At 66.0% G+C, this 19,407-nt stretch carries 19 protein-coding genes; 9 read left to right on the forward strand and 10 right to left on the reverse strand.

The window, feature by feature from the left end; all coding sequences use genetic code 11:
* Window positions 1-116: 116 nt before the first annotated feature.
* Window positions 117-329, reverse strand: coding sequence for a FeoA family protein (locus ACH2A7_RS09095; protein ID WP_394961513.1), 213 nt, complete (start codon window positions 327-329; stop codon window positions 117-119).
* A 243-nt stretch (window positions 330-572) separates the two neighbouring features.
* Here ACH2A7_RS09095 and ACH2A7_RS09100 point away from each other — a divergent pair, with 243 nt between their 5' ends.
* The gene (locus tag ACH2A7_RS09100; protein ID WP_394961515.1) at window positions 573-1,346 is read left to right on the forward strand and encodes a MurR/RpiR family transcriptional regulator; all 774 of its coding nucleotides are present in this window, start codon (window positions 573-575) and stop codon (window positions 1,344-1,346) included.
* 155 nt (window positions 1,347-1,501) lie between these two features.
* Here ACH2A7_RS09100 and arcC read toward each other — a convergent pair whose 3' ends face one another.
* The 4 genes from arcC to aguA all read right to left on the reverse strand — a co-directional run bounded on the left by arcC (window position 1,502) and on the right by aguA (window position 6,293).
* Complete coding sequence (gene arcC, locus ACH2A7_RS09105; protein WP_394961516.1) at window positions 1,502-2,428, reverse strand: carbamate kinase; 927 nt, start codon at window positions 2,426-2,428, stop codon at window positions 1,502-1,504.
* Window positions 2,429-2,570: 142 nt separating this feature from the next.
* Window positions 2,571-3,602 carry a putrescine carbamoyltransferase gene (ptcA, locus tag ACH2A7_RS09110; RefSeq protein ID WP_394961517.1) on the reverse strand — a complete coding sequence of 344 codons (1,032 nt, stop codon included), beginning with the start codon at window positions 3,600-3,602 and terminating at the stop codon, window positions 2,571-2,573.
* Between the two features lie 121 nt (window positions 3,603-3,723).
* A complete protein-coding gene (locus ACH2A7_RS09115) occupies window positions 3,724-5,097 on the reverse strand; it encodes an APC family permease (RefSeq protein WP_394961518.1) in 1,374 nt (457 codons plus the stop codon).
* Between the two features lie 104 nt (window positions 5,098-5,201).
* Complete coding sequence (gene aguA, locus ACH2A7_RS09120; RefSeq protein WP_394961519.1) at window positions 5,202-6,293, reverse strand: agmatine deiminase; 1,092 nt, start codon at window positions 6,291-6,293, stop codon at window positions 5,202-5,204.
* Between the two features lie 539 nt (window positions 6,294-6,832).
* On the opposite strand from aguA, the gene pyrB reads away from it, so the two are divergent.
* The 8 genes from pyrB to ACH2A7_RS09160 all read left to right on the forward strand — a co-directional run bounded on the left by pyrB (window position 6,833) and on the right by ACH2A7_RS09160 (window position 13,121).
* Window positions 6,833-7,744 (forward strand): aspartate carbamoyltransferase, encoded by a 912-nt coding sequence (gene pyrB, locus ACH2A7_RS09125; protein WP_394961521.1) that lies wholly within the window; start codon window positions 6,833-6,835, stop codon window positions 7,742-7,744.
* Window positions 7,745-8,170 (forward strand): aspartate carbamoyltransferase regulatory subunit, encoded by a 426-nt coding sequence (locus ACH2A7_RS09130; RefSeq protein ID WP_394961522.1) that lies wholly within the window; start codon window positions 7,745-7,747, stop codon window positions 8,168-8,170.
* Between the two features lie 253 nt (window positions 8,171-8,423).
* Complete coding sequence (prmA, locus tag ACH2A7_RS09135) at window positions 8,424-9,341, forward strand: 50S ribosomal protein L11 methyltransferase (protein WP_394961524.1); 918 nt, start codon at window positions 8,424-8,426, stop codon at window positions 9,339-9,341.
* Window positions 9,342-9,344: 3 nt separating this feature from the next.
* On the forward strand, window positions 9,345-10,064 hold the full coding sequence (locus ACH2A7_RS09140; RefSeq protein ID WP_394961525.1) for an RsmE family RNA methyltransferase: 720 nt from the start codon (window positions 9,345-9,347) through the stop codon (window positions 10,062-10,064).
* A gap of 106 nt (window positions 10,065-10,170) precedes the next feature.
* Window positions 10,171-10,443: a hypothetical protein gene (locus tag ACH2A7_RS09145; RefSeq protein WP_394961527.1), complete on the forward strand. Its 273-nt coding sequence runs from the start codon at window positions 10,171-10,173 to the stop codon at window positions 10,441-10,443.
* 57 nt (window positions 10,444-10,500) lie between these two features.
* On the forward strand, window positions 10,501-11,199 hold the full coding sequence (locus tag ACH2A7_RS09150; RefSeq protein ID WP_394961528.1) for a TVP38/TMEM64 family protein: 699 nt from the start codon (window positions 10,501-10,503) through the stop codon (window positions 11,197-11,199).
* Window positions 11,200-11,491: 292 nt separating this feature from the next.
* Window positions 11,492-12,361 carry a DegV family protein gene (locus ACH2A7_RS09155; protein ID WP_394961530.1) on the forward strand — a complete coding sequence of 290 codons (870 nt, stop codon included), beginning with the start codon at window positions 11,492-11,494 and terminating at the stop codon, window positions 12,359-12,361.
* Window positions 12,362-12,431: 70 nt separating this feature from the next.
* A complete protein-coding gene (locus ACH2A7_RS09160) occupies window positions 12,432-13,121 on the forward strand; it encodes an L-2-amino-thiazoline-4-carboxylic acid hydrolase (protein ID WP_394961531.1) in 690 nt (229 codons plus the stop codon).
* Window positions 13,122-13,246: 125 nt separating this feature from the next.
* Here ACH2A7_RS09160 and ACH2A7_RS09165 read toward each other — a convergent pair whose 3' ends face one another.
* The 5 genes from ACH2A7_RS09165 to ACH2A7_RS09185 all read right to left on the reverse strand — a co-directional run bounded on the left by ACH2A7_RS09165 (window position 13,247) and on the right by ACH2A7_RS09185 (window position 19,387).
* Window positions 13,247-14,482, reverse strand: a complete 1,236-nt coding sequence (locus ACH2A7_RS09165; RefSeq protein WP_394961533.1) for a glycerate kinase — start codon at window positions 14,480-14,482, stop codon at window positions 13,247-13,249.
* Between the two features lie 83 nt (window positions 14,483-14,565).
* Complete coding sequence (locus tag ACH2A7_RS09170) at window positions 14,566-15,954, reverse strand: GntP family permease (RefSeq protein ID WP_394961534.1); 1,389 nt, start codon at window positions 15,952-15,954, stop codon at window positions 14,566-14,568.
* Window positions 15,955-16,141: 187 nt separating this feature from the next.
* A complete protein-coding gene (locus ACH2A7_RS09175; protein WP_394961535.1) occupies window positions 16,142-17,293 on the reverse strand; it encodes a CdaR family transcriptional regulator in 1,152 nt (383 codons plus the stop codon).
* A 91-nt stretch (window positions 17,294-17,384) separates the two neighbouring features.
* Complete coding sequence (gene ptsP / locus ACH2A7_RS09180) at window positions 17,385-19,094, reverse strand: phosphoenolpyruvate--protein phosphotransferase (protein WP_394961537.1); 1,710 nt, start codon at window positions 19,092-19,094, stop codon at window positions 17,385-17,387.
* Between the two features lie 29 nt (window positions 19,095-19,123).
* Window positions 19,124-19,387 (reverse strand): HPr family phosphocarrier protein, encoded by a 264-nt coding sequence (locus tag ACH2A7_RS09185; protein ID WP_394961538.1) that lies wholly within the window; start codon window positions 19,385-19,387, stop codon window positions 19,124-19,126.
* Window positions 19,388-19,407 lie beyond the last annotated feature (20 nt).

Here is a 19,407-nt window from a genome sequence, read left to right on the forward strand (position 1 = left end):
CTCCTGTTGAAGTTGTGCGCCCCGTGGGGCATATCGCCGGCGCCGAGCGGTTAGATATAACTAACCTCCCGGCGCGCCGTACGGTCAAAACAGGGCCGGGCAAGGGCGGCACCCGCTCACACCCGGATGGCCCCGGCCAGCTGGTCGTCGATGGTGTAGCGGCCGTCCTTGATGGCCACCACGCAGCCGCCCCTGCGGTGGGCGATCACTGTGATGGGCTGGCCGGAAAAGCAGCCGAGGGAGAACAGAAAGGCGTCCATCTCCTCGTCGTCGGTCTGGATGGCCCGCACGATGTATTCCCGGCCGGCCTCGGCGTTGTTCAAAGTCATATCCTTCCCTCCCTTCGGCGTCGGCACCGTCGAGGTTAGCTTGTGCTAACCGCTGCCGCGAAGAAACGGCCGGCGTGCCGGCCGCGAAAAGAGTTAGTGCTTGCTAACTGCCTTTTGATGATACTTCATCCCCGGCGATTTGTCAACCCTTTTTTGCAGGAGGCGGGGGTTCCGGGGGCGCGGGTTGCAGGAGAACGGCGCCCTTTGGTATAATGGATAAAAACGCCGAGGGAGGGGTGCGCCGTGGATTTTTACACCGACACCAGCGCCCGGCTGGACAAGCTGTCCGGCACCGAGCGCAACGTTTTCAACTTTGTCATCAAGAATATGCACCGGGTCAAGAACATGAGCATCCGGGAACTGGCGGCGGAGTGCTATGTGTCCACCACCACCCTGTTCCGGCTGGTGAAAAAGCTGGGGTTCGAGGGGTACAGCGAGTTTGTGGCCGCCATCCGCGACACCGAGGCGGACAGCCGCCGCATCGACATTCCGGACGTGGTCTTCGGGGCGGACTACCAGAGCAGCTACCTGAAGAACATCACCGAGGCGGTGCAGGTGATCACCCCGGAAAAGAAGGAGACCTTCGACCGCATCATGAGCCGGTACCCCAAGATCTACATCCTGGCCCAGGGCCTGTCGCAGGATGTGGGCTGGTATTTTTACCGGCTGCTCACCACCTGCGGCTACGAGGTGGAGTTCCCCGAGCAGGAGTATCAGTTCAAGGCCATTTTGCGGCGCATCAAGCGGGACGATGTGCTGCTGGTGCTCAGCTACACCGGCAACAACCAGGCGGTCATCCGCCAGATCGAGGAGATCTTCGCCATCGCCACCCCCACCATCATCTCCATCACCCGGGCGGACAACAACGTCATCCAGAACATGAGCGACCTGAACTTTTATATGTTCGCCGACGAGGTGGAGTATCTGGGCAGCGACGTGACCAGCCGCTGCGGCATGATCGCCATTCTGGAGAGCCTGATGTACAGCCGGATCACCGCCGCCCAGAAGGGCGGCTGAGGCACAGGGCGGACAGCGGGCGGGGCGGCGCGCTCTTTCGGGGCGCGCCGCCCCGCCTTCGCGCACGGAAAACGGCGCCGGGGGCAGGCCCCCGGCGCCGTTTTCCAGCCGTTCAAGAGGATGAAAAATGCGCGGATCGCGTAAGGAGAGGGGCCTCAGCCCACCACCCGGGTGCCGCTCTCGCCCCGCAGGGCCGCGGCGGCGTTAGCCAGGCTGGCGATGATGGCCGTGCCCCCCGCCTTGGCAAAGGACATGGCCGCCTGCACCTTGGGCAGCATGCTGCCCGGGGCGAAATGGCCCTCGCCGCAGTACCGCTCGGCCTCGGCCACCGTCATCTCGGCCAGCTCCTTCTGGTCGGGCTTGCCCCAGTTGATCGCCACCCGGTCCACCGCGGTGAGGATCACCAGCATATCCGCGCCGATCAGCTCGGCCAGCCTGGCGCTGGCGAAGTCCTTGTCGATCACGGCGGGGGTGCCCACCAGGCGCCCGTCCTTCTTCACCACCGGGATGCCGCCGCCGCCCACGGTGATCACCACGAAGCCGGCGTCCACCAGGGCGTTGACCATGTCCTTCTCCACCACGTCCACCGGCTTGGGGCTGGGCACCACCTGGCGCCAGCCGCGGCCGGCGTCCTCCACCATGGTGTAGCCCCGTTCGGCGGCGATCTTGTCGGCGGTGGCCTTGTCGTAGAAGGCGCCCACCGGCTTGGAGGGCTTCTGGAACGCCGGGTCCTTCTCGTCCACCAGCACCTGCGTCACCAGGGTGCCCACGGTCTTCCGGATGCCCCGGGCGGCCAGCTCGTTGGCGATGCTGTTCTGCAGATGGTAGCCGATGTAGCCCTGGCTCATGGCGCCGCACTCGGGGAACGGCATATCGGACTTGATGGCGCCGGCCTCCGCCGCGGTGGACATGCCCAGGTTGATCATGCCCACCTGGGGGCCGTTGCCGTGGGCGATGATGACCTGATTGCCCGCCTCGATGAGGTCCACGATGGGTTTGGCGGTCTGGCGCACCAGTTCCAGCTGTTCCGCGGGGGTATTGCCCAACGCGTTGCCGCCCAGGGCGATGACGATCTTAGCCATAACGATTTCTCCTTTTCGGTGTAAATTGGATGGTGGCAAGGGGCGAAAAAGGCTGCCTCGCCCGAAAAAAGGGAACAAAAAGCCCCGCGGCCCTTGGCCGCAGGGCTGCCGTTTTAAAACGGAATGGATTTTCCTCGGAGGGTCAGATCATGTTGCGGCTGGCCATAAAGCTGTCCAGCTCCTCCTTGGCGGCGGCGATGGCCAGCTCGGTGGCGGCCTGCTCCCGCTGGTACTGGGTGAAGTACACCAGCAGGCCCCGCATGGCGGTCAGGCGGTTGCCGGCCTCGTCCCAGCACAGGGAGGCCTCGGAGTCGGCCACCTCATCGGTCACGTCCTCGCCGCGGGTGGCGGGCAGGCAGTGCATGAACTTGCAGCCGATGTTGCCCAGCTGCATCATCTCCCGGTTCACCTGGTAGGCGCCGAACACCTGCACCCGCTCCTCCTTGGGCATCTCGTTCTCGTACAGGCCGTACCACACGTCGGTGTAGATGAAGTCGGCCCCCTTCACCAGGCCGCGGTCGTCGCCCTCCTCAAAGGTGGCGCCGCTCTCGGCGCAGTTCTTCTGGATAACGGCCATGCAGGCGGCGCTGGGGCTGTCGGGCAGCAGGTGGCCCTTGGGGCCGTAGTGGGCGAACTTCATGCCCAGCTTGGTGCAGATCATGGCCAGCGAGGCGCACACCTGGGTGGCGTCGCCCACGAACACCACCCGGCAGTCCTCCAGCTTCTTGCCCCGGGGCAGGTTCTCCACGATGGTGCACAGATCGCCGATCTCCTGGGTGGGATGGTTGTAGTCGCTCATGCCGTTCAGCACGGGGATGGTGCAGGCGTTGGCCAGGTCCACCACCGTCTTGTGCTCGATGACCCGGGCCATCACGATGTCCACCAGCTGACTGAGCACCTTGCCGGTGTCGCCGATGGTCTCGTGGCCGCCCAGCTGGATCATGCCGGGCCCGAGATACTGGGCGTGGCCGCCCAGCTGGCTCATGGCGGTCTCGAAGGAGACGCGGGTGCGGGTGGAGGACTGCTGGAAGATCATGGCCAGGGTCTTGTCCTTCATCAGGGGCGGATAGTAGCCGGCCTTGATGCACTTTTTGATCTTCAGGGACAGCTCGATGATGTCCAGCAGTTCCTGCTTGGTGAAGTCGCTGGTGTCGATGAAATGGCGCAGTTGCATGAAAGATTCCTCCATTTGAGTGGTAGTGAATGGTGTTTCGGCGCCGCGGCCGCGGGCCGCTTGCCGAACGGGAAAAAGAAGGGCCCGGAACGGGCGGCCGCCTGTGCCCGGGCCCCCGGGGTCATTGCTTTTTGCGGCAGGCGGCGATGATGGCCTCGCCCGCGATGATGCACACCACGGAGCCCACGGTGATGGGCAGCGTGGCGGACAGCGTGGCGGCGTCAAAGGACAAGGGCACGGCGGTGAACAGCACCGCGATGGCGATCAGCACCATGGGCAGGTAGGCCAGCAGCTTCAGCAGGCCGGGGCCGCCGGGCACGCGGAAGGGGCGCTCGGTGTCCGGGTCCTTTTTGCGCAGCGCCAGAAAGGCGGGGAACACGGGGACGTAACTCAGCAGGAGCATCACCAGGTTCAGCGCGAAGAAGGTCCAGAACAGCTCCGAGTCGGGGGCCACCATCTGAATGATCACCCCCAGCACGCACACCAGGCTGGCCACGATGCCGTTGGCCAGCGCCGCGCCGGTGGGCATGTTGTTCTTGGGCGAGCGCCGGGCGAAGAACCGGGGCAGGTCGTGGTTCTCGGCCGCGTAGCAGGCGGTGTTGTTCACCCCCATGGACCAGGAGATCATGTTGCCGAACAGGGTCACCATGAACAGCAGCGCCACCAGGGACACGAACAGCCCGCCACTGCGGCCGGTGATCAGCATCACGGCGTCGATCAGGCCGGAATCGGTGCTGATGGAGGCGGTGGGGATGGCCGCGCCGATGCCGAAGGCGCCGAACAGGTAGATGGCGGCGATCACGATGCCGCCCACGATGATGGACTGGGGGATCTGCTTTTTCGGGTTTTCCATGCTGTCGGACATGGTGCAGATGACCTCAAAGCCCAGGCAGTTGAAGACGATGACCGAGATGTAGGACAGGCTGTTGGCGTCGAAGGAGGGCAGGAAGGTGGACGGGGACATGTCGTTCACAAACCCGTTGTTCGCCACATAGTACACGCCCAGCGCGCCCACCACCACGGCCAGCAGCACCTTGATCACCGAGCAGATGTTCAGGATCAGGATGTTGTCGCACACCGGCGAGAAGGCCACGAAGGTGACGATCCAGATAAAGGCCAGCTGGATGAGCAGCGAGGCCGCCGCGTTCAGCTGCACGCCGGTGGCGGTGGTGATCAGGTCGGGGCACATGACGGCCAGCGAGGCCATCCACAGGGGGAAGTTGATCCAGTACCACCAGGCGGCGCGGGCGCCCCATTTGGTGCCGGGGAAGGCCTTGGAGATCCAGTCGTACAGGCCGCCGTCGCCCTCGTAGGTGGTGCCCAGTTCCGAGGCGATCAGGCCGTAGGGGAGAAGGAATGCCGCGATCATGAAGATCCACCAGAAGTACTGGCTGTTGCCGATGGAGGCCACCGGGGCGGCGGCCTCCGCCACGAACACCACGCAGATGACGGTCAGGATCGCGTCGGTCAGTTTGAATTTCTTGGTACTCTGCATTTTCTGCCTCCTCACAGAATGCGGCGCCGTCCGCCGGCCCCCGCCCTTCGGGGCGCGGGGGCCGGCGCGCGCCGGTCAGGGGATCGGTCCGGGGCGGGCGGGGCTCACTTCACCTGCTGCTGGGTGATGCAGTGGATGTTGCCGCCGCCGTAGACCACTTCGCGGGTGTAAACGCCCACCGCCTTGCGGTCGGGGAACATGGCCTGGATCTGCTCCAGCGCCAGCGCGTCGTTCTCGTCGCCGTACTGGGGCACGATCACGCCGCCGTTCACGATGAGGAAGTTCATGTAGGAGGCGATGCAGATGTCGCCGTCCTCACGGGGCAGGGTGCCCTCCACATAGTCGATCTTGAAGTCGCCCCGGATGGTCACGGGCACCTTGGGCATGCACAGCTTGTGCACCTTCAGCTTGCGGCCCTTGGCGTCGGTGGCCTCGCTCAGGGTCTTGTAGGCGGCCTGGCACTCGTTGTAGAATGGGTTCTCCGGGTCCTCGGTCCAGATGCAGGCCACCTCGCCGGGCTTCACAAAGCAGGCCACGTCGTCGATGTGGCCGTTGGTCTCCTCGGGGTCGATGCCGTCCTTGATCCAGATGATCTTCTCCAGGTTCAGGTATTCCTTCAGCTGCTCCTCGATCTGCTCCCGGGTCATGTGGGGGTTGCGCCCCTCGCTGAGCAGGCACATCTCGGTGGTGAGCAGGGTGCCCTCGCCGTCCACATGGATGGAACCGCCCTCCAGCACAAAGCCGGGGGTGTGGTAGGTGTCGATGCCCTCGATCTCGCAGATCTTCCGGGCGATGGCGTTGTCGTTGGCCCAGGGGAAGTACAGCCCGTCCACCAGGCCGCCCCAGGCGTTGAACTCCCAGTCGACGGCGCGCACATCGCCCTTGTCGTTCTTCACAAAGGTGGGGCCGCAGTCGCGGCACCAGGCGTCGTCGTTGCTCATCTCCACCACCCGGATCTCGCTGGGCAGCACGTTCCGGGCGTGGGCGTACTGGGCGGCGGAGGCGATCATGGTCACCGGCTCAAACTGGCTGATGGCCTTGGCCACCTCGGCGTAGGCTTCCTGGGCGGGCTTGGCGCCGTCGCGCCAGTTGTCCGGGCGCTCGGGCCAGATCATCCAGATCTTTTCCTGGGGCTCGAATTCACCGGGCATACGGTAGCCGTCCTTCCTGGGGGTGCTGTCGATTCTCTTTGCCATAGTGCTCCACCTTTCCTCCCCGCAGTGCTGTGCTTTGTGTATATTTATGTATACAAATTTGTGAACGCCGGCTGTTCCTGCGGGGACACAACAACCGACGGCGCGCCATGAGAGAAGGGGCCGCGACGAAAAAAGATTTTTCGCAAAGGCCGGATGATTTTGGGTGAATTGTGCAGAATGCTCCGGGATGTTCCGGCCGATTTCGTTTTTCCACCCAAATCCTACCCCCGGGGCAGGGGATTGTCAATGGGCTGACGATGGGAAGGAACAGCGGAACGCCGGGATGACATCTGTTACGCGCTTGTGAACGAGGCGTTACACGGGGCGGGAAAAAATGTGAATATACCGAATATTTGATTTTTTCACCGCGGAAGGGCAGCGGAAGGCGCCTTTTTTCCTGCCGTTCGCCGGCGGGCGGGGGGGAACGGGAACGGGGCCGCCGCCGGGTTGGCAAAAACGAAAAAAATTTTTTCCGGGGGCTTGCATTTTGCCGCCCGGCGTTGTAGAATGAAAAAAATTTGCAAAGGAGGCCCCCCTGCGTGAAGAAATTGATCAGTCCGTTGGATTTGACCACACAGGAGATCGACGAGCTTCTTTCCCTCGCCGACCGAATCATCGAAGACCCCCAGGCTTTTGCTCACAAATGTGACGGCAAGATCCTGGCGACACTGTTTTTTGAACCCAGCACCCGCACCCGTTTGAGCTTTGAATCCGCAATGCTCAGTCTCGGTGGCAAGGTGTTGGGTTTTTCTTCGGCCAATTCCAGCTCCGCCGCCAAGGGTGAGAGCGTGGCCGACACCGTGCGAACGGTGGAGTGCTACGCCGACATCATCGCCATGCGCCATCCCAAGGAGGGCGCGGCCACGGTGGCGGCGGCCAAGGTGGACTGCCCGCTGATCAACGCCGGCGACGGCGGCCACCAGCATCCCACCCAGACCCTCACCGACCTGCTCACCATCCACCGGCTGAAGGGCCACCTGGACAACCTCACCGTGGGCCTGTGCGGCGATCTGAAGTTCGGCCGCACGGTGCACAGCCTCATCCGCGCCATGATGCGCTATGAGAACATCAAGTTCGTGCTGGTCAGCCCCAAGGAGCTGCAGGTGCCCGACTACATCCGGGACGACCTGGTGCGCAGCGGCTACGAGTTCGAAGAGGTGGAGCGCCTGGAGGACGCCATCGGCAAGATGGACATCCTCTACATGACCCGCGTGCAGCGGGAGCGCTTCTTCAACGAAGAGGACTACATCCGCCTGCGGGACAGCTACATCCTGAACAACGACAAGATGAAGCTGGCCAAACAGGACATGATCGTGATGCATCCCCTGCCCCGCGTCAACGAGATCAGCGTGGAGGTGGACGACGATCCCCGCGCCGCCTACTTCCGCCAGGCCCGGTTCGGGCGGTTCGTGCGCATGGCGCTCATCCTGAAAATGCTGGAGGTGGAGTAAATGCTGAACATTGACAGTCTGGAAAAAGGCGTTGTGATCGACCATATCGAGTCCGGCAAGAGCATGGAGATCTACCGTGTGCTGGAACTGGACAAGCTGGATTGCAGCGTGGCCATCATCAAGAACGCCCGCAGCAAAAAGTCGGGCCGCAAGGACATCATCAAGATCGAGGACCGGCTGGACATCGACCTGGACGTGCTGGGCTTCATCGACCCCAACATCACCGTGAACATCATCGACGGCGGCCGCATCATCGAGAAGAAGCACCTGCAGCTGCCCGAGCGCATCGTGAACGTGGCCAAGTGCAAGAACCCCCGCTGCATCACCAGCGTGGAGCAGGAGCTGGACCATGTGTTCGTGCTCACCGACCCCGAGAAGGGCGTCTACCGCTGCCTGTACTGCGAACAGGAGTACGAGCGCCGCTGAAGGCGCCCGCTGCCGCCCCGCCGGCGGAAACAGCGCCGCGTCCCGCCCACCCCGCAAGCAGGGCGGAACGCGCCAAACCGGCCTTTCGGCCCCCGTGTTTTTCACACGGGGGCCGTTTTTTGTTGAAACCTTTCCCCTCCCCGCCTCGTTTCGTGGGCAGAGGGGCCATTTGTTTTCGCTTTTTTCACAAAAACGCCGGCGGGGATGCTATAATAATACATTAGAACAAAAACCGACGCAGGAGGGCCCCTTTATGCAGTGGACCGACATCAAGATCACCGTTCCCAAGCCCCAGGCGGACACCGCCGAGGCCATCGCCACCGGCGTGTCCGGCGGCGGCATCTACATCGAGGACTACTCCGACCTGGAGGAACAGGTGGAGCGCATCGCCCATGTGGACCTGATCGAGCAGGACCTGCTGGACAAGGACCGCCAGCATGTGACGGTGCACCTCTACCTCTCCCCCGACGAGAACCCCGCCGAGGTGCTGGACCTTTTGCAGGGGCGGCTGGAGGAGGCCGAACTGGAGTACACCCTCGCGGCGGACGGGGTGGAGCAGCAGGACTGGGAGAACGCCTGGAAGGCCTACTACCACGCGCTGCCCATCGGCAAGCGCCTGGCCATCGTGCCCAGCTGGGAGCAGTACGACACCGACCGCACCGTCATCCGGCTGGACCCGGGCCTGGCCTTCGGCACCGGCACCCACGAGACCACCGCCCTGTGCCTGGCCGCGCTGGACGAACTGGTGCAGGGGGGCGAGCGGGTGCTGGACATCGGCACCGGCAGCGGCATCCTGGCCATCGCGGCCCTCAAGCTGGGGGCGGCCAGCGCCGAAGGGGTGGACATCGACCCCATGTGCGTGCGCACCGCCGGCGAAAACGCCGCCCTCAACGGGGTGGCGGACCGGTTCACCGTGCTGGTGGGCGACCTGTCCGACAAGGCCAGCGGAAAATACGACATCATCACCGCCAACATCGTGGCCAACGCCATCCTGCACCTGGCCCCCTGCGTGCCCGGCCTGCTGGCGGAGGGGGGCACCTTCATCGCCAGTGGCATCATCGACACCCGGGAAGAGGAGGTGTGCGCCGGCCTTGCCGCCGCCGGCCTCACGGTGGCCCAGGTGCGCCGCAAAAACGGCTGGGTGGCCATCCTCTGCAAGGGCGGGGTGTGAGAGATGCCCCACCGCTATTTTGCCGCGGAGTTCACCCACACCACCGCCGCCCTCACCGGGCCGGACGCGCATCACCTGGGGCGGGTGATGCGGGCAAAACCCGGCGACACCGTGATCCTGTGCGACGGGGCGGGCTTTGACTACACCGCCGCCGTCACCGCCGTGGCCCCCGACCGGGTGGAACTGCGCCTTGTGGAAAAGCGCCCCACCGCCGCCGAGCCGTCGGTGGAGGTGACCCTCTTCGCCGGCTACCCCAAGCAGGACAAACTGGAATTCATCGTCCAGAAGGCGGTGGAACTGGGGGCGGCGCGGGTGGTGCCCTTCTTCAGCCGCTTCTGCGTGGCGGCCCCCAAAAAGGAGGAGCAGAAAAACGCCCGCTACGCCCGCATCGCCGCCGAGGCGGCCAAACAGGCGGGCCGGGGCGTCATCCCGGCGGTGGAACTGCCCCTGGACATCAAGGACCTGCCCGCCCGCCTGGCGGAGTTTGACCTGGCGCTCTTTTGCTACGAGGGGGGCGGCAGCCCCCTGCGCACCCTGGTGAAGGGGCAAAAGCGCATCGCCCTCATCACCGGGGCGGAGGGGGGCTTTGCCCCCGAGGAGGCGGAAAAACTCACCGCCGCCGGCGCCGTGCCGGTGAGCCTGGGGCCCCGCATCCTGCGCTGCGAGACCGCACCCCTGGCGGCCCTGGCGGCGGTGATGACCCTCTCCGGCCAGCTGGAATAAGCGCGCGGCGCATAGCCGCCGCCCTTTTGTGGAACACTACCGGTGGTTTTATACCACAGACGGCGGCGCCGCCGCCTGAACACTGTTCTGCAAAGGAGCATCGTTTATGAAACGCATCGCAATCATCGCGGCGACCTGCGCCCTGGCGCTGAGCCTCGCCGGCTGCTGGAACGACGACAAGCCCGCCTCCGGCAGCACCAAGCCCACCCCCACCCCCGCCGTGAGCAGCAGCACCTCCGGCAGCACTTCCGGCAGCACCTCTGGCAGCATGTCCGGCAGCACTTCCGGCAGCATGCCGGGCAGCGCGTCTCAAAGCGGCAGCCTTTCCGCCAGCGAGGGGATGGGCAACAGCGCCGTCACCTCCGGCAGTGCCGGCTGACCGTGACCCTCGGCCCGACGCCCTGCGGGCGCCGGGCCGTCATCCTGGGAGGAGCCTATGAACAAAAGCAAAAAACAGCTGGCCTCGGCGGCGCTGCTGATCCTGCTGACGGCGGCGGCCGGGGCGGCGGCGGTGATCTTCCGGGCGGAGATCTGGGCCCTCATCACCAGCCAGGGCGCCCGGGACGAATTTGTGGAGTGGGTGCGCTCCCACGGGGCGTGGGGGATGCTGGTCTTTCTGGGGCTGGAGATCTTTCAGATCGTGGTGGCGGTGGTGCCCGGCGAGCCGGTGCAGATCATGGCCGGCGCCCTCTACGGCCCGGTGGGGGGCCTTGCGCTGTGCATGGTGGGCATCCTCATCGGCAGCACCATGATCTATTTCTTCGTGCGGGCGCTGGGCGCCAAGGCGGTGGACCCCTCGGTGCTGCACAAATACCGCTTTTTGCAGGACGAGCGGCGGGCCCGCAGCGCGCTGTACTTACTGTTCTTTCTGCCGGGCATGCCCAAGGACCTGCTCACCTACATCGGGCCCTTTCTGCCCTTAAAGCCCGGCGAGTTTTTGTTCATCTGCACCCTGGCCCGCTTCCCCTGCCTGCTGGCCAGCACCGTGGCGGGCGACAGCCTCTTCGAGGGCAACCTGGCGCTGCCGCTGGCGCTGCTGGCCGCGGCCGGCGGCCTGGGCCTGGTCTGCATCCGCAACGAGCAGCGCATCGTGGACTGGCTGCACCGCCGCCGGGATAAACTGTCCCCCAAGTGAGCGCCGGGCGCTTTTTCCCGCCCGCCGTGTGCCGCCGGGCACGGTGTTTTTGGCGCGCCGCGTCCTTGTCTTGGCACAGCGCGCTTTTTTCGGCGCGGTGCGTTCCTTTCGGCAGGGCGCTATATCCGCGCACCGCGCCTTTTTTCGCGGTGTGTCCTCCCCCCGCGCGTCCCTGTTTCGGCCGGCCGACGCCGGCGGAGTTTGTTAAAAAAATGACTTTTCGGGCCTTTTCAAACCGGGCCGGAATGTGGTACAATCTCACCAGAAGACACCAGAAGGAGTGTGTAACAGAATGGCCGAATATGTATTGTTCACCGAGTCCACCGCCGACCTGTCGGTGGAACTCGTGCAGGAGCTGGGTGTGGAAGTGCTGCCCATGCGCTTTTCGCTGAACGGCAAGGAGTACAACAACTATCCCGACAACCGGGAGCTGGACCCCCACGATTTTTACGACGCGCTGCGGGCCGGCGGCATGAGCACCACCAGCCAGATCAACCAGGCGGCCTTTGAGGAGGCCTTCGGCCCCGTGCTGGAGGCGGGCAAGGACATTTTGTATCTCAGCTTTTCCAGCGGCCTGTCCGGCACCTTCCAGTCGGCGCGGCTGGCGGCGGAGGAGCTGGCGGAAAAGTACCCCCAGCGCACCGTGCGGGTGATCGACACCCTGCAGGCCAGCATGGGCGAGGGGCTGGCGGTGTACTACGCCGCCACGTTGAAGAACGAGGGCAAGAGCCTGGAGGAAGTGGCAAGCTGGTTTGAGGCCAACAAGATGCGGGTGTGCGCCTGGTTCACGGTGGACGACCTGATGTTCCTGAAGCGGGGCGGCCGCCTGGGCGGCGGCGCCGCGGTGGTGGGCACCCTGCTGGGCATCAAGCCCATCCTCCATGTGGACGACGACGGCCACCTGATCGCCATGGAAAAGGTGCGGGGCCGCCGCGCCAGCCTGGACGGCCTGGTGAAGCACCTGGCCGCCAGCGACGTGCCCGTGTCCGAGCAGGTGGTGTTCGTCAGCCACGGCGACTGCCCCGAGGATTGCGAGTATGTGGTGGAGCGGTGCAAGGCCCTGGGCGCGAAGAAGGTGTATGTGAGCACCATCGGCCCGGTGATCGGCGCCCACTCCGGCCCCGGCACGGTGGCGCTCTTCTTCCTGGCCGCCAAGCGGTAAGAGAAAAACGGCAAAAAGCCGCCGTTCCCCCGGGGGGAACGGCGGCTTTGCACAAAAAAGGAGAACGGCAATGGAATTTACCGAGAAGACGCAGGTGTTCCTGGTGGCCGCCTGGTACAAAGAACTGGTGCGCGCCTTCGGCGAGCGGGGGCGGCGGGCCTTTGTGCTGGCGGTGAAGCACTACGCCCGCCAGCGGGGCGAGCGGATGGCCCAGCGGGCGGTGGGGGACGGGCAGCCTCTGGACTACGCCTCCTACTGCGCCTACCGGGAGTGGGCCCCCTCGGAGGAATCGGTGCGGGAGGGCACCGCCAACGCCACGACGGTGTGCTCCACCGCGCCGGATTATGTCTACGAGGTGCGCGCCTGCGCCTGGTACGACGCCTTTGCCGCGCTGGACGCGCTGGAGGCCGGGCAGCTTTACTGCCGCCATCTGGACGAGGCCATGGCCCGGGCCTTCAGCCCGTCGCTGGAATTTTACACGGTGGAGACCCGCCACTGCGCCGACCGGTGCGTCTTTTGTATCCGGAACGCGGGCTTTGACCCGCAGCAGGAACGGCCCCGCCGCCCGGAGCAGCTCCGGGGCTTCGATTACCACTGCGCCCACACCTTTTACGCCTTCGGGGAGGTGGCGGCGGGGGCCTTCGGCCGGGCGGGCGCGGCCCTGGCCGCCCGGGTGCTGGACTCTTTTGAACAGGCGTGGGGCGGCGAGGCGCGCCGGCGGCTCACCGCCTTCGCCGCCGAGAACTTCGACCGGGCCTGAGGGGCGGCGGGGGCCGGCATGGAAAAACGGCGGTCCCGCCCCGGGATGCCGGGCGCGTAAAACGCACAGAGCGGCCCCGCAAGCCATCCGGGCTTGCGGGGCCGCTCCCTTTGTATGGTCCTGGCTCAGCCGTCCAGCAGGGCCACGGCCACGTCGTTCACGTTGGTGCCGGTGGGGCCGGTGACGATCAGGCCGCCGGTCTTTTGCAGGGCGTGGTAGGCGTCGTTGTCCTGCAAAACGGCGTAGAGGTCCAGCCCGGCCGCCCGCAGTGCGGGCAGGGTGTCGCAGTCGGCGTAGCCGCCGGCCGCGTCGGTGGGGCCGTCGGTGCCGTCGCTGCCCACGCTGAACACCGCGCCCCCGGGCACGCTCTCCAGCCCGGCGGCGGCGGCCAGGGCCAGCTCCTGGTTGCGGCCGCCCTTGCCGGTGCCGGTGAGGCGCACCACCGTCTCGCCGCCGGCCAGAAAAGCCAGCCGCCGGCCCTGGCCGGCGTGGGTCTGGAGCACCGAGGCCAGAAAGCTGCCCGCCTCCCGGGCCTGGCAGCACAGCCGGTCGGTGAGCAGCACCGGCTCATAGCCGAGGGATTGGCAGGCCTGGGCGGCGGCGGCGCACAGCTGCCGCACCGAGCCGGTGATCTGGGTGGTCACGTTGTCCAGCTGCTTGGGGGTCTCCTCCTCCATCAGGGCCAGCGCCCCGTCGCTCAGCTTCAGGCCGTATTTGGCGATGATCGCCTTCGCGTCGGCGGCGGTGGAGGAGTCGGGATAGGCGGGGCCGGAGGCGATCATGTCCAGCGGGTCGCCCAGGATGTCCGACAGCACGATGCTGTACACCCGGGCCGGGGCGCACAGGCGGGCAAACTTGCCCCCCTTCACCGCCGACAGGCGCTTGCGCAGGGTGTTGATCTCCACGATGTCCGCCCCGCAGGCCAGCAGCTGCCGGGTGATGTCCGCCAGTTCCCCGCCGCTCACCAGCGGCTTTTCGAACAGGGCCGACCCCCCGCCGGACACCAGAAAGAGCACCGTGTCCTGGGGGGTGAGGCCCCGCACCAGGTCGATGGCCGCCTGGGCCCCGGCGAAGCTGTTGTCGTCCGGCACGGGGTGGCCGGCCTCCCGGATGTCAAAGTTGGCGATGGGGCCCTTGCTGTGACCGTACTTCGTGACCACCACGCCCGCCTCGATGCGGCTGCCCAGCAGGTCGGCGGCGCACTTTGCCATCTGCCAGGCCGCCTTGCCCACAGACACCAGCCGCACCCGGCCGGGGAACTCCCGGCCTTCCAGCGCCCGCCGCACCGCCTCGTCCGGCTGCACGGCGCGGATGGAGGCGGCCACGATGGCGTCGGCGTCTCTTCGTAATTTTTCGTTCACAGGGAATCTCTCCTTTCCTTGGGGCCCTTGAAAAAAGCGGGCGGGATGTGCCGCTCATCCCGCCCGCGGTGTGCAGTTTCGGATCAGAATACCAGCGACAGCAGGAAGATCTCCACCATGGAAGCGACGCCAAGCACCAGCGTCATCATGGTCTGGGTCTTGTAGCCCTGTTCCGGGGTCATCTCACCGAAGTTGGTGACCACCCAGAAGTAGGAGTCGTTGGCGTGGGAGACGGTCATGGCGCCGGCGCCGATGGCCATGACGGTGAGGGCGGCCCGCACGGGGCTGGCCAGGCCCAGCACTCCCAGCAGCGGGGCCACGATGCCCGCGGTGGTGGTGATGGCCACGGTGGAGGAGCCCTGGGCGCTCTTGAGGATGGCCGCCAGCAGGAAGGGGAACAGGATGCCCACAGCCTCCAGGGCGGTGGCGTTGTCGGTGATGAAGGACACCAGGCTGGTGGAGGAGATCACCTTGCCCAGCACGCCGCCCGCCGCGGTGACGAACAGGATGGGGCCGGTGGTCTTCAGGGTCTCGTTGGTGATGGTGTAGAAATCCGCCATCTTGCCGGCGCCCGCCAGCTGGAGGATGCCGAAGATGGTGCCCACCGCCAGCGCGATGATGGGCTTGCCCAGGAAATCGCACAGGGAGAAGAGCATGCCGGTCCAGCCGGCCATGGAGGCGATGGAGCCCAGGGCCATCAGCACGATGGGCACCAGGATGGGGGCCAGGGCGTTCAGGCCGCCGGGCAGCTTGCCGTACTCGGCCACCAGCTGCTCATAGCTCTTGGTCACGCGGGAGGCGTCCTCCTCGTCGGCGCTCTTGACCTTGCCGCCGATGAACTTGGCGTAGAAGTAGCCGGCGATCAGGGGGAACACCGAGGCCAGCGCGCCCACGCCCATCACCAGCAGCAGGTTGTTGCCCACGCCCAGGGTGTTGGCGGCGGCGATGGGGCCGGGGGTGGGGGGAATGAACACATGGGAGATGTACAGGCCGGCGCTCAGAGCCACGGTCATGGCCACGCTGGAGGTGCCGGTGCGCTTGACCAGCGCGCTGCGGATGGGGTTGAGGATGACGAAGCCGCTGTCACAGAACACAGGGATGGAGACCACCCAGCCCATCAGCTCAATGGCCAGCTCGGGGTGCTTTTTGCCCACCAGCCGGATGACCATGTCCGCCAGCTTCAGCGCCGCGCCGGTCTTTTCCAGAATGGAGCCGATCAGCGCGCCCAGGATGATGACGATGCCGATGCTGTTGAAGGTGCCCGAGAAGCCCGCGCCGATGACGGTGGGGATGCCGGAGACGGTGGTGCCGTCGGCGTTCTTCACATCGGTGAGGGGGATGCCGGCGATCAGCGCCAGCACCACCGACACCGCCATGATGGCCAGGAACGGGTGGACCTTGAACTTGGAGATGGCCACGATCATGACCACGATCGCAAGAACAAAGGCGATGATAAGCGGTATACCTGTCATAACGATTCCTCCTGTCGCAAAAATCACAGCATATTCACCAAAAACTTTTCCGTGAACGCTGTTTTCGTAGATTTATTGTACAACAGGAGCCGGCCGGAATGCTATGGCCCGAAAAACGCAATTGCGGCCGTATCTTTGTCATCGGGAACAAAGGGGTAAGTTTTTTACCGCCTCTTTTGTGGGAGCCTCACAAAGGAGCGGCCTGGTTTTCCATATCCCGGTAGAACAGCAGCGCCAGGTAGAGGGTGGGCGCGTCGCTGGGTTTGCGCACGTCCAGGCCGGTCTCCTCCGCCAGCCGGCGCAGGCGGTACTGCAGGGTGTTTTTGTGGATGAACAGCGTCGCCGCCGCGGCGTTCAGCGAGCCCTCGGTGAGGAAATAGGCCTCCAGCAGGTCCATCTCCTCCCCCAGCCGGGCCAGGGGCCGGTGGGGGAACACCCGGCGGAGAAATTCCACCTTGCGGCGGGCGGGCACGTCGTCCAGGATCATCTCCGCCCCCAGGCGGCAGTAACTCACCACGGCGTTGCGCCGGTGGTGGGCGATGCGCCAGGCCCGGTTGGCCTGCAGGTAGGCCAGGTGCAGATCGTCGGCGCCGCCGTCCACCCCGGCCATCATCTCCACCCCGTGCCGCCGGCGCACCGTCTCCACGATCTGCGCGGCCAGTTCCTCCGGGTCCAGCGAGTCCCGCCGGGGCACCAGCAGGATCTGGCGGCCGGCGTTGCGCAGGGTCAGCGCCCCGCCGCACCCGGCCAGGCAGCCGGTGACGGTGGCCTCCGCCTCCTCCAGCAGCTGCTGCCCGCGGGAGGTGCCCACCAGTTCGGTGAGGCGGCGGGCGCTCACCACCAGCACCCGCCGGGCGGCGCGGATGTCCACCCCCAGGGCGAACCCCCGCTCGGACAGCTCCTGCGGGTTGGACAGCCCGCTGCCCAGCACCCAGTCCTCCAGAAAGCGGCTGCGCACCCGGCCGTCCAGCCGGCGGCGGTCCTGCTCGCTGCGCTCCCGGATGAGGATCTCGGTCATCTTCTTCACGATCTGGCCGTAGGCGAACACCTCGTCGTAGCCGCCGGTGATGCCGATGACCCCCACGATCTCCCCGTTCTCCTCGATGGGCAGGTTGACGCCCCGGCGCACGGTGGGGGTCTCCGCCTCCGGCCGGATGTACAACTCCGGCAGCCGGTGGGAGATCACCTGGTACGCCCCCTGGTGGAACATCCCGATGCGCTTGGGGTCGGTGCTGGCGATGATGTGGCCGGTCTCGTCCATCATGTTGATGTTCTGGCGCACCAGCGCGCCGATCTCCTCCACGATCTGCTGGGCGCTGCTGCGGGAAAGGTGATGCATGGAGCCGCCCTCCTTTCGGTTTTCTCCATCATAACACAGCGCGCGGGGATTTTCATCCCCGCGCGCTGTTTCGCCGGCAAAGCCGGCGGCCTTATTCCTTTTTCAGCGAGCCCAGGCAGCCCAGGATGCTGTCCGCCGCGCTGAGTTTCATGGCCTCTTTCTCGGCGAAGGCCGCGTCGGCGGTGTTCCACAGGCTGATGGCCCGCCGGGTGGCCAGGATGGAACTGGCGCTCACGCTGAACTCGTCCAGCCCCCAGGCCAGCAGCAGCGGCAGCAGCGCCGGGTCGGCGGCGGCCTCGCCGCACATGCCCACCGGGATGCCCGCCGCCTTGGCCGCGGCAATCACGCTTTTGATGATGCGCAGCACCGCCGGGTGGAACACGGTGTAAAGCTTCGCCACGTCGGCGTTGCCCCGGTCCACCGCCAGGGTGTACTGGGTCAGGTCGTTGGTGCCGATGCTGAAGAAGTCCGCCTCCTGGGCCAACAGGTCCGCCACCAGGGCGGCGGCGGGGGTCTCGATCATCACGCCCACCTTGATGTCCGCGTCAAAGGCCTTGCCCTCGGCGGCCAGCTGGCTCTTGGCCTTTTCCAAAAGGGCCTTCGCCGCCCGCAGTTCCTCCACGCCGGTGACCAGCGGCAGCATGATGCGCACGTTGTGCTTCTCCGCGCCCGCCTGCAGCAGGGCCCGCAGCTGCACCAGGTACAGGTCGGGATTGTCCAGGCAATAGCGGATGGCCCGGTGGCCCAGGAAGGGGTTCTCCTCCTTCTTCATGGCCAGGTAGGGCACGTCCTTGTCGCCGCCCACGTCCAGCGTGCGGATGATGACCTCTTTGCCGGCGAACTGGGCCGCCACCTGCCGGTAGGCCGTCAGCTGCTCCTCCTCGGTGGGGGCGGCGTCCCGGTCCATGAACAGGAATTCGGTGCGGAACAACCCGATGCCCTCGGCGCCTTTCTCCAGGGCGGGGGCGGCGTCCTCCGGCCGGCCGATGTTGGCGTAGAGCGCCACCGTGCGCCCGTCGGCGGTGACGGTGGGCTTGCCCAGATAGCCCTTGAGCATGACCCGCCGCTTCTCAAAGGTGACCCGGCGCGCCTCGTAGTCCTTCACGGTGCGCTCGTCCGGGTCCACATAGACGTGGCCCAGCTCGCCGTCCATGGCGATCTTCACCCCCGGGGCGATGGCGGCCAGCGCACCCGGCACGCTGAGCACCGCGGGGATCTCCAGCGCCCGGGCCAGGATGGCCGAGTGGCTGGTGGCGCCCCCCGTCTCGGTGATGATGCCGGCGATGTTCTCCCGCTTCAGGCCCACCGTCATGCTGGGGGTCAGGTCGTGGGCCACGATCACCGAACCCGCCGGCGCGGCGGCCAGGTCCTGATCCTCCCGGCCCAGCAGGGTCTTGAGCAGCCGGTCCCGCAGGTCGGCCACGTCGGTGGCCCGCTGGCGGGTCAGTTCGTCCTCCACCCCGCTGAACATGGCGATGAAGCTGCCGCACACCGCGTCCACCGCCGCCTCGGCGGTGGAGCCTGCCTCGATCTGCTCGTTCATCTGGCTCAGCATGAACGGGTCGGCCAGCATCATGACCTGGCCGGAGAGGATCTCCGCCGCGTGTTCGCCCACACGGCTGGTCATGGTCTTGGCCATGGAGGCCAGCGCCTCGCTCACCGTCTTGGCCGCGGCGGCCAGCCGGGCCTTCTCGTTCTCGGCCCCGGAATACACCACGGCCGAGTAGTCCAGATCCTGCGGCTGCACCACCAGCGCGGTGCCGATGCCCACGCCGGCGCAGACGCCCGTACCCTTCAACATGGCGACAGTCTCCTTCCCTTGTGTGTTCGTTACTCGCCCAGGCCGCTGTCGATCAGCCGCAGGGCCTCCGTCAGGGCGGCCTGCTCGTCGGGGCCGCTGCACTGCACCTCCACCTCGGTGCCGCACTTGATGCAGGCGGCGATCAGGTTCATGATGCTCTTGGCGTTCACGGTCTTGCCGTTCGCCACCAGTTCCACCTCGCTGTCGAACTTCATCATGGCGTTGGCGAACATGCCGGCGGGACGCATGTGCATCCCCATGGGGTTGACGATCTTGGTTTTCTTCGAGACCATTTTATATTCTCCTTTGTTTG

The sequence above is a fragment of the Candidatus Allofournierella merdavium genome (genome assembly GCF_944382735.1).
In the GTDB taxonomy this organism is placed as follows: Bacteria; Bacillota; Clostridia; order Oscillospirales; family Ruminococcaceae; genus Allofournierella_A; species Allofournierella_A merdavium.

Excerpts from the sequence above, each read along its gene's own strand:
- ptcA (WP_394961517.1), bottom strand. The coding sequence starts at position 3,602 with ATGCAACTGCGCCATTTCATCGACACCAGCGACTTCACCAAGCAGGAA.
- ACH2A7_RS09160 (WP_394961531.1), top strand. The coding sequence starts at position 12,432 with ATGGAATTTACCGAGAAGACGCAGGTGTTCCTGGTGGCCGCCTGGTAC.
- ACH2A7_RS09140 (WP_394961525.1), top strand. The coding sequence starts at position 9,345 with ATGCCCCACCGCTATTTTGCCGCGGAGTTCACCCACACCACCGCCGCC.
- ACH2A7_RS09150 (WP_394961528.1), top strand. The coding sequence starts at position 10,501 with ATGAACAAAAGCAAAAAACAGCTGGCCTCGGCGGCGCTGCTGATCCTG.
- arcC (WP_394961516.1), bottom strand. The coding sequence starts at position 2,428 with ATGGCTAAGATCGTCATCGCCCTGGGCGGCAACGCGTTGGGCAATACC.
- ACH2A7_RS09145 (WP_394961527.1), top strand. The coding sequence starts at position 10,171 with ATGAAACGCATCGCAATCATCGCGGCGACCTGCGCCCTGGCGCTGAGC.
- ACH2A7_RS09155 (WP_394961530.1), top strand. The coding sequence starts at position 11,492 with ATGGCCGAATATGTATTGTTCACCGAGTCCACCGCCGACCTGTCGGTG.
- ACH2A7_RS09115 (WP_394961518.1), bottom strand. The coding sequence starts at position 5,097 with ATGCAGAGTACCAAGAAATTCAAACTGACCGACGCGATCCTGACCGTC.
- ACH2A7_RS09185 (WP_394961538.1), bottom strand. The coding sequence starts at position 19,387 with ATGGTCTCGAAGAAAACCAAGATCGTCAACCCCATGGGGATGCACATG.
- ACH2A7_RS09170 (WP_394961534.1), bottom strand. The coding sequence starts at position 15,954 with ATGACAGGTATACCGCTTATCATCGCCTTTGTTCTTGCGATCGTGGTC.
- aguA (WP_394961519.1), bottom strand. The coding sequence starts at position 6,293 with ATGGCAAAGAGAATCGACAGCACCCCCAGGAAGGACGGCTACCGTATG.
- ptsP (WP_394961537.1), bottom strand. The coding sequence starts at position 19,094 with ATGTTGAAGGGTACGGGCGTCTGCGCCGGCGTGGGCATCGGCACCGCG.
- ACH2A7_RS09095 (WP_394961513.1), bottom strand. The coding sequence starts at position 329 with ATGACTTTGAACAACGCCGAGGCCGGCCGGGAATACATCGTGCGGGCC.
- ACH2A7_RS09130 (WP_394961522.1), top strand. The coding sequence starts at position 7,745 with ATGCTGAACATTGACAGTCTGGAAAAAGGCGTTGTGATCGACCATATC.
- ACH2A7_RS09175 (WP_394961535.1), bottom strand. The coding sequence starts at position 17,293 with ATGCATCACCTTTCCCGCAGCAGCGCCCAGCAGATCGTGGAGGAGATC.
- prmA (WP_394961524.1), top strand. The coding sequence starts at position 8,424 with ATGCAGTGGACCGACATCAAGATCACCGTTCCCAAGCCCCAGGCGGAC.